The organism is Amycolatopsis rhizosphaerae (assembly GCF_007713715.1).
GTDB lineage: Bacteria > Actinomycetota > Actinomycetes > Mycobacteriales > Pseudonocardiaceae > Amycolatopsis_E > Amycolatopsis_E rhizosphaerae.
In genome coordinates this window covers 1-8,099 of record NZ_VJWX01000326.1, presented here as the reverse complement: position 1 = coordinate 8,099, position 8,099 = coordinate 1, and the positions used below count along the sequence as shown (strand labels likewise).

At 68.7% G+C, this 8,099-nt stretch carries 7 protein-coding genes; 3 read left to right on the top strand and 4 right to left on the bottom strand.

Annotated elements, in window-relative coordinates; translation table 11 throughout:
- Positions 1-4: 4 nt before the first annotated feature.
- Positions 5-769, bottom strand: coding sequence for an ESX secretion-associated protein EspG (locus FNH05_RS26015; RefSeq protein WP_144591347.1), 765 nt, complete (start codon positions 767-769; stop codon positions 5-7).
- Between the two features lie 125 nt (positions 770-894).
- On the opposite strand from FNH05_RS26015, the gene FNH05_RS26010 reads away from it, so the two are divergent.
- Positions 895-1,137, top strand: a complete 243-nt coding sequence (locus tag FNH05_RS26010) for a hypothetical protein (protein ID WP_144591346.1) — start codon at positions 895-897, stop codon at positions 1,135-1,137.
- Positions 1,138-1,241: 104 nt separating this feature from the next.
- On the opposite strand, the gene FNH05_RS26005 is transcribed toward FNH05_RS26010, so the two are convergent.
- On the bottom strand, positions 1,242-3,173 hold the full coding sequence (locus FNH05_RS26005; RefSeq protein WP_144591345.1) for a glycosyltransferase: 1,932 nt from the start codon (positions 3,171-3,173) through the stop codon (positions 1,242-1,244).
- Positions 3,174-3,247: 74 nt separating this feature from the next.
- Positions 3,248-3,706, bottom strand: a complete 459-nt coding sequence (locus FNH05_RS26000) for a GtrA family protein (RefSeq protein WP_144591344.1) — start codon at positions 3,704-3,706, stop codon at positions 3,248-3,250.
- A 54-nt stretch (positions 3,707-3,760) separates the two neighbouring features.
- Here FNH05_RS26000 and dprE1 point away from each other — a divergent pair, with 54 nt between their 5' ends.
- Positions 3,761-5,173 carry a decaprenylphosphoryl-beta-D-ribose oxidase gene (gene dprE1 / locus FNH05_RS25995; protein ID WP_144591343.1) on the top strand — a complete coding sequence of 471 codons (1,413 nt, stop codon included), beginning with the start codon at positions 3,761-3,763 and terminating at the stop codon, positions 5,171-5,173.
- Positions 5,170-5,925, top strand: coding sequence for a decaprenylphospho-beta-D-erythro-pentofuranosid-2-ulose 2-reductase (dprE2, locus tag FNH05_RS25990; RefSeq protein WP_144591342.1), 756 nt, complete (start codon positions 5,170-5,172; stop codon positions 5,923-5,925). The genes dprE1 and dprE2 overlap by 4 nt, the downstream gene beginning before the upstream one ends.
- A gap of 73 nt (positions 5,926-5,998) precedes the next feature.
- Here dprE2 and FNH05_RS25985 read toward each other — a convergent pair.
- The coding region (locus FNH05_RS25985) for an ArnT family glycosyltransferase (RefSeq protein WP_186382739.1) at positions 5,999-8,099 on the bottom strand (2,101 nt) is incomplete at its 5' end.

The window sequence follows — 8,099 nt, the reverse complement described above, 5'->3', positions numbered from 1 at the left end:
GGCTCTAACCCCGGAGCTGCTCGTGCAGGTGGTGGGCGATGCGGGCGTTGTCCGCGGGGGCATAGGTGAGCCAGTTCTGGCCGTCTTCGGCCTCTCGTGAGGTGACGAAGTAGCGCCCTTCCTCGGTGTCGAACCAGGCGGTGGGCGAGAGCCGCCGCCCCTTGCCGTCGCCGCCGGTGACGAACGCGGTGAACTGGCCGATGCGCAACTTCGGTTTCTGGAAGATCCGCTCCACCATCCGAAGCTGAGCCGGGGCGGTGGAGGTGCGGGGCCTTGCCGCCGCGGCGAACGGGTCGTACGCGTCGTCGGCCTGGCGCTTCGGCTTCGGCGCGGGCTTCGCCACCGTCACCGACTGTCCGGGGGCGGCAGGCGTGGCGGGGAGCAGGTCGACGATGCCCGCCACGATCGCGGTGGGACGGACCTCGGTGAAGACGACGAGGTTGTCCTGCCGCCGCGCCACCATCCCGTAGTTCCCGTCCGCCACGGCCCGCGCGAACAGCTGCTCCCCGTCGTCGAGTTCGGCGACCGCGATGATCGAGACGGGTGCTTGCACGAAGGCCCGCAGGGCCAGCTCGACATCGGGGTCCAGACGGCCGCGGCCGGCCAGCCGACGGGATTCCAGGTCCCGGAATACCGCGGCACGGAGCTGGGCGCGTTCCTCGAAGGTGGCGCCGATGTGCGGTGTCTCGAACGGTGTCGGTGCCCGGCCGAGCCCGGTGTGTTCCAGCACTACGTCCAGTGCCGCCAGCGACAGCGAAAACTGTGACATCGACGTTCCCCCTAGGAATCGATCGGCAAGACGAGGGAACCCTATCGAGCCGGGTGCGCGCCGGTTCCCTCTGCCGTGAGCGAACCGGCTTGCCGGGGCCGATCGGAAGCTGCTGTCCTTGGTTCATGCCTGAAACGAAGCCCGCGCTCGTCCTGCACCTGATCAGCGGCGGTGACCCGCTGGTGTTCACCGTGCCGCCCGAGGATTCCGCCGAGCTGGAGCGGAACCTGCACCTGCTCGTCGAACACGGTTCGGTCGAGACCATCCGGACCAAGGACGGCGAGAAGATGGTGGTCAACTTCGCGCACGTCGCCGTCGCCTACATCGAGGACCTCATGCAGAAGGGACAGCATTTCGGCCTGCGCTGAGTAACCGTTCGCGGGGTGGGCGGGTGCGTAAACGCCGTGAAGGGTCCCTTCACAGCCGATTCGACTGTGAAGGGACCCTTCACGGCTCTACTACGGGAAAAGCCTCAGAGCTCGTAGAGCCGCTTCCAGTTTTCCCGGCTGGTCAGCTGGGGCAGGGCCCGCTGGTACTGGTCCTGCACGGCACGGCCGTTCTTACGCAGGCTGTTGATGACACGGAAGCCGCTCTTGGCGAGCTCGAACATGCGGTCGCGGTCGTACTTGCGCACGCGCACGCCTTCCTGGGAGGCGTCGGTGACGACGGCGGTCTCGAACAGCGCCACGTGCCACCAGTGCGCTTCGTCGGCCGGGATGGCGCCGAGGTCGAAGCGGGTGCGGCCGCGGAGGCGGTCTACGACGCGCTTGATCAGGATCAGCCGCTGCAGAGAGGGGCGCGGCGCGGCGTTGATCAGGCCGATGTCGTTCGACGCGATGCCAGGGACCTCGGTCGGGTCGTACCGCTTGGTCTCCGGGTAGCGGGAGCGGATCTCGCGGATCTCCTTCATCGCGGCGACCCCGCCGTCGTGCAGGATCTCCGGCCCCTTCAGGAAGTCTTCCACCGCCTTGATCAGCGTGTGCGCCAGGCCGTACTGCATGCCCAACAGGTACCGGACGAGCTGCGCGGTGAGCACCCGGCACAGCACGGTCAGGTTGAACTCGCTGTGCAGCGCCGCGGTGATGATCGAGTTACGCAGGTTGAAGTACCGGTGCCACTCGTCCCAGTCCTTCCAGTGGAAGTCGGCGTGCCACACGCCGGCCCCGGGCAGGGTGACGGTCGGGAAACCGTGGGCACGGGCCCGGTAGCTGTACTCGGCGTCGTCCCACTGGAAGAAGAACGGCATCGGGTAGCCGATCTCCTTGACCACCTCGTACGGGATCAGGCACGACCACCAGCCGTTGTACCCGGCGTCGAGCCGCCGGTCCTGCCTGTTCGGCTTGCCGGTCTCCGGGTCCACCCCCAGCAGGTCCGCGGTGGCGAGGCTGTGCTCGACCGGCTGTCCCGGCTCCAGCGTGTTCAGCCGCGCGTACTCCGCCCCCACGTGCAGCTGGTCCGGGTGCAGCAGGTTGAGCATCTGGCCGCCGACGATGATCGGGTTCGCGGCGCGGTTGGAGAACGCCGTCATCCGGATCACCAGGTCCGGCTCGAGCAGCACATCGTCGTCCATGAACAGGACGTTCGCGTGCGCGGTGTCGGTGTGCCCGGCCACCTCGTACAGCCCGCGCGTGAACCCGCCGGCGCCGCCGAGGTTCGGCTGGGTGATGTAGTGCAGTTTGTCGCCGAGGTCCTTGGCGACCTGCGGGAAGCCCTCCCGCGAGTCGACGCGGTCGGTGCCCTGGTCGGCGACGTAGATGGCGTCGAGGGTGTCCAGCGACGAAATGTCGCCCGCCAGCGCCTGCAGGTTCTTCAGGCAGTCGTCGGCGCGGTTCATCGTGCAGATGGTCACCGCGGTGGGCCGGATCTTCTCGGGCGGCTCCACCGTCCAGCGGACCTGCTCGACCGCCAGCCGCTGCCCGGCCTGGGTCTCCAGGTCCAGCCACAGCGCGCCGCCGTCGAGGAACTTGTCGAGCTTCACGTCGAAGGTGACGCGGGCGGCTTCGGCGCCCTCGATCTCCTGGACCGCGATCGTGCGGGGTTCGCCCTCGAAGTCCGACGCCCGGACCGCGAGCTGCCCGGCTCCGGTGGCCACCAGTTCGACCCGGACCTCACGCACCGTGGTCCACCGCTGCCAGTAGCTGGCGGGGAAGCGCCCGAAGTAGGTGTTTCCGCTCACCCGTGCGGACGGTTCGAGCGTCACGCCATCCCGCTTACGGGTGACCACGCCCTCCAGCACCTCGCCATAGAGGTCCTTGGACACGATCGGGGACGGACCGGCGTAAAGACCGCGTTGCGCGGTCAGCCTTCCCTGGGGAACGTGTTCGGAAAACGTGGTCTGCTCCGTCGCCGCGGCAGCGTCGTCCGTTTTCGTCTTGGCCGTCGCGGTAGTGGCTTTACCAGCCATGGGTTCGCTGTCCTCCAGGGGAATTGGTCACGCCCAACCAAGCTACACGGTGCGCCCTGTCAAGCCGCCGTGAGTCACCGTTCCGCGGGCTCGCGAAACACGACCAACTTCAGCATGACGAAGTTGATCGCGGTCGCGGTTCCCTGCGAGATCACCCACGCCACGGTGCTCCTCAACGCCATCTCCGGAAGCTCCGCTCGCATGAGCGCGTTCACGCCGAGGGCCACCGCGAAGGTCACGCCGTAGAGCAGCACGAAGCTGCCCACCTGCGCGCCACCGTCCCGGCGGCCGGCGGAGAATGTGAATTTCCGGTTAAGGAAATACGCCGTTGTAGTTCCGACGATGAAACTGATCGCCCTGGCCACGACGGACCAGAGGGAAGAATCCATGCCCAATGCGAGCTCGAGGCTGTAGGTGCCCAGATCGAGCAGGGCGCAGAAGCCGCCGATGATCGCGAAACGAAGCAGCTGACCGAAAAGACCTGGCCCGGCCTGAGCCGTCGCCGTTGACTCCTGCGGTTCCGTAGACACCACTGCACTACCTCGCCGGCATCGGATTCGTGGACCGGGAAAGTGTAGAAGCGGTCAATGGCAAGCCATCGATCGGGGATCGTTACCCTGGGCCGGGTGAACGCAGCGACACCGCATATCGAGCGGCGGACACTCACCGGGTGGGGCCGTACGGCCCCGACCACGGCAGACGTACTGACCACGGCGGATGTCGAGGTCATCGCGAAGGCGGTGGCCCAGGCAGGCGAGCGCGGCGTGATCGCGCGCGGCCTGGGCCGCTCCTACGGTGACCCCGCGCAGAACGCCGGTGGCCTGGTGGTCGACATGACCGCGCTCAACCGGATCCACTCCATCGACCCCGACACGGGGTACGTGGTCGCGGACGCCGGCGTGAGCCTGGACCAGCTGATGAAGGCCGCGCTGCCCTACGGCCTGTGGGTGCCGGTGCTGCCGGGCACGCGCCAGGTCACCATCGGTGGCGCGATCGCCAACGACATCCACGGCAAGAACCACCACAGCGCGGGCAGCTTCGGCAACCACGTGGTGTCGATGGACCTGGTCACCGCGGACGGGCAGATCCGCACGATCACCCCGGACGGCCCGGAATCGGAACTGTTCTGGGCCACCGTGGCGGGCATCGGCCTGACCGGCATCATCGTCAGGGCGACGATCCGGATGACCAAGACCGAGACCGCGTACTTCGTCGCCGACCTGGACCGCACCGACAACCTCGACGAGACGTTGGAGCTGGTCAGCAACGGTTCCGAGGACAACTACACGTACTCGTCGGGCTGGTTCGACGCCATCTCGCAGGGCAGCAAGCTGGGCCGCGCCGCCTTCAGCCGCGGCTCGCTGGCCAAGCTCGACGAACTGCCGCCGAAGCTGCGCGCCGACCCCCTCAAGTTCGACGCGATCCAGCTGGCCACGCTGCCGGACGTGTTCCCGAACGGGCTGGCGAACAAGCTGACCTTCAGCGCGCTCGGCGAGCTGTGGTACCGCAAGTCCCCGAAGCAGAAGCGCGGTGTGGTGGAGAACCTGACCGCCTTCTACCACCCGCTGGACCTGTTCGGCGAGTGGAACCGCGCCTACGGTACGCGCGGCTTCCTGCAGTACCAGTTCAGCACACCGCTCAACGCCCACGAGGAGTTGCGCCGCATCCTGGTCAAGATCGCCGGCTCCGGGAACTACTCGTTCATCAACGTGTTCAAGCAGATGGGCGAGGGCAACCAGGCGCCGCTGTCGTTCCCGCACCCCGGCTGGATGGTCTGCCTCGACTTCCCCATCAAGGCGGGGCTGAGCCGGTTCTGCCGGGAGCTCGACGAGGAGGTGCTCTCCATCGGCGGCCGCCTGTACACGGCCAAGGATTCCCGCACCACCCCGGAGAACTTCGCGAAGATGTACCCGCGGCTGGAGGAGTGGCGGAAGGTGCGCCAGTCCGTGGACCCCGAAGGCGTTTTCGCCTCAGACATGAGCCGGAGGCTTGAGCTGTGATCGACGCGGTAGGTAACCCCCAGTCGCTGCTGCTGCTCGGCGGCACCTCGGACATCGCACTCGCGATCGCCGAGAAGTACCTCGCCGAGCGCCCGCTCCGGGTCGTGCTGGCGGCCCGCCCGTCCGAGCGCCGCAAGGTGGCCGCGGAGCGCCTGCGCGGCCAGGGCGCCGAGGTGTCCGAAGTGGACTTCGACGCGACGGACACCGCCTCGCACCCGGCCGCGATCGACCGGGCGTTCACCGGCGGCGACATCGACGTGACGGTGGTGGCCTTCGGCCTGCTGGGTGACCCCGAGCAGGCCTGGCAGGACCACGCCACCGCGGTGGAACTGGCCACCGTGAACTACGCCGCCGCCGTGTCGGTCGGCGTCCTGCTCGCGGACCGGCTCAAGAAGCAGGCCCACGGCGCGATCATCGCGCTGTCCTCGGTGGCCGGGGAGCGCGTTCGCCGCTCGAACTTCGTCTACGGCTCCACCAAGGCCGGTTTCGACGGGTTCTACCTGGGTCTCGGCGAGGCGCTGCGCCCGCACGGCGTGCAGGTCACCGTGGTCCGCCCCGGCCAGGTCAAGACGAAGATGACCGAAGGGCTGGGCAAGGCTCCGCTGGAGCAGACCGCCGAGCAGGTCGCCGAGATCGCGGTGGACGCGGTGCGCAAGGGCAAGGACCTGGTGTGGGCTCCGGCGCCGTTCCGCGCGGTCATGTCGATCCTGCGGCACGTGCCGCGGCCGATCTTCCGCAAGCTGCCGATCTGACGGTTTCCCGAGCACCTGCCGTGAAGGGCCCCTTCACAGTCGATTCGACCGTGAAGGGGCCCTTCACGGCTTTCTACTGGCTGAACCAGTAGCCGAACGAGGTGTAGACCGGGTAGGGGTTGAGCAGCGGCCTCGGCTGGCGGAGTTCGATCCCCACGCTGCTTCCCGTGACGAGCCGGGCCGGGACGGTGAAGGTCGCGGTCGACCACGGTGCGGTCTCCACCGGCCGCGTCCACACACCGGCGGGCACCCCGTTCACCACCACCAGCATGTCGGGCACCACCTTGTCCATCGCGGTGCGCGCGGTGATGGTCAGCGGTTGCCCAGGGATCAGGTTCCGCGCGGTGAACTCCTCGCCACCCATGATCATGCGGCCACTGTCGATCACGTCGCCGTTCCTGGCCAGCACGCTGACCGGCTGCATCCCGACCTGCGCCATCCTGGGGGCGTAGTCATGGCCCCGCTCGGCGGCCACGTCCCCCACGTTCAGGTAGTCCCGGAGGTCGCCCGGCACCGGCTGCCGGTCCCCGCTGCCCGCCAGAGTCCAGTCCGCCCGGTCGACGCCCAGTTCCTCGAACGGCACGATGAGCCTGCCGTTGAGATCCCGCGGGGTCTGCACCTTGAACAGCTGGACCGGCTCGGCGTCGAGGATTCCCACCGACCGCAGTTGCGCCAGGGACGGGCCCGGCCCGGTGTCGTAGGTGGCGAAGTACGCGGGCCGCTGCGCGGCGGGCAGGTGGCGCAACGCCTCGTACAGCGAACCGATGCCGTTGTTGGCGGGCTCGGCGAGCCCGTTGGTGCCCAGACCGATCAGATCGACCACCCGGTGTTTCCCGAAGTACGCGACCGCGCCGACGTCCTTCACCGCCACGACCGCGTCCGGCGGCAGGTTGCCGCTGATCCACGCGCCGACCGACACGTCGGTGTCCCGGATCGCCGAGGCGTCCCGGCCGAAGCGGATCGCCCAGGTGGGCACGGCGGCCAGTGAGAACACCAGTGCCGCCGCGAGCCCGGCGTGCAGCGCGGACCGGCGGGCCCGCGGCGGCACGAGTCGTGTCGCGCCGTACCAGGCGGAGACCACGAACAGCAGGAACACCGGCAGGAAGGGCTGTTCGTAGCGCATGTTGTGGACGAGCGCGGTGTTCAGCGTCGCCACGGACACGAGCACCGCCCCGAGCCCGGCCGTCATCGCGAGCACCAGGGGCCGCCAGGATCGGCGTGCGTGGATCAGGTAGGCCACGCCCGCGAAGAACAACAGCAGCGCCCCCGGGAAGGCGAAGTCCTGGTTGCCGAAGCCCAGGAGGGTCATCGCGAAGGCCCGGACGTTGGTCACGGTCCGGTCCGCGAACTCGGTGAAGTAGAACTCCGGACGGTCGTGCAGCAACGACTTCGCCTGGATGCCGTTCGCGGAGGCGGTGCCGGTCGCCAGTTGGTAGAACAGCAACTGCCCGGCGAAGGCGAGCAACGGCAGCAGCGTCCACACCCAACGTGCCACCGAGCGCCCCGTCCCGGCGATCCTGCGCCGGGACCACAGGACCCACCAGGCGGCGAGCGTCAGGGCACCGGCGAAGATCAGCCCTTCCGGGCGCACCAGGGCCAGCAGGGCGGCCACCAGCGGCGTGTAGTGGAAGCGGCCCGACGGCATCTCCCTGGCGAACACCACCAGGGTGTACACCACCAGCAGCATCGCGAGGCCGACCTCCATCCCGCTGGTCGTACCCCACAGCAGCGGGCCGCTGAAAGCGGTGAGCAGCCCGGCCCAGATCCCGGCCGGACGGGCCACCAGCCGCGTCCCCAGCCGGTACACGCCGGCCGCACTGAAGGCGAAGCACAGCACGCCGAAGCCCACGGCGAAGCCGAGGAACAGGTGACCCTGGAACCCGATCGCGTAGGCGCCACCCAGCACCAGCAGGTACAGCATGCTGCTGGCCCCGGCGGAAACCGGGTCGCCCGTGTTGTAGCGCAGGAAATGGCCCAGCCCGAGCTGGCGTCCATATTGGAGGTGGATGTAGACGTCGTCCAACGGTGCGATCAGCTTGCCCTGGTTGAAGGCGAGATCGGCGCCGACGAACACGGCGCCCAGCAGCAGGGCCGTCCCCCCGATCAGCCAGGCGGCCGGGTCACGGCCCGCCCCTGGTTGGCCGATGCCGCCGGTTTCGGGTGCACTCGTCGTT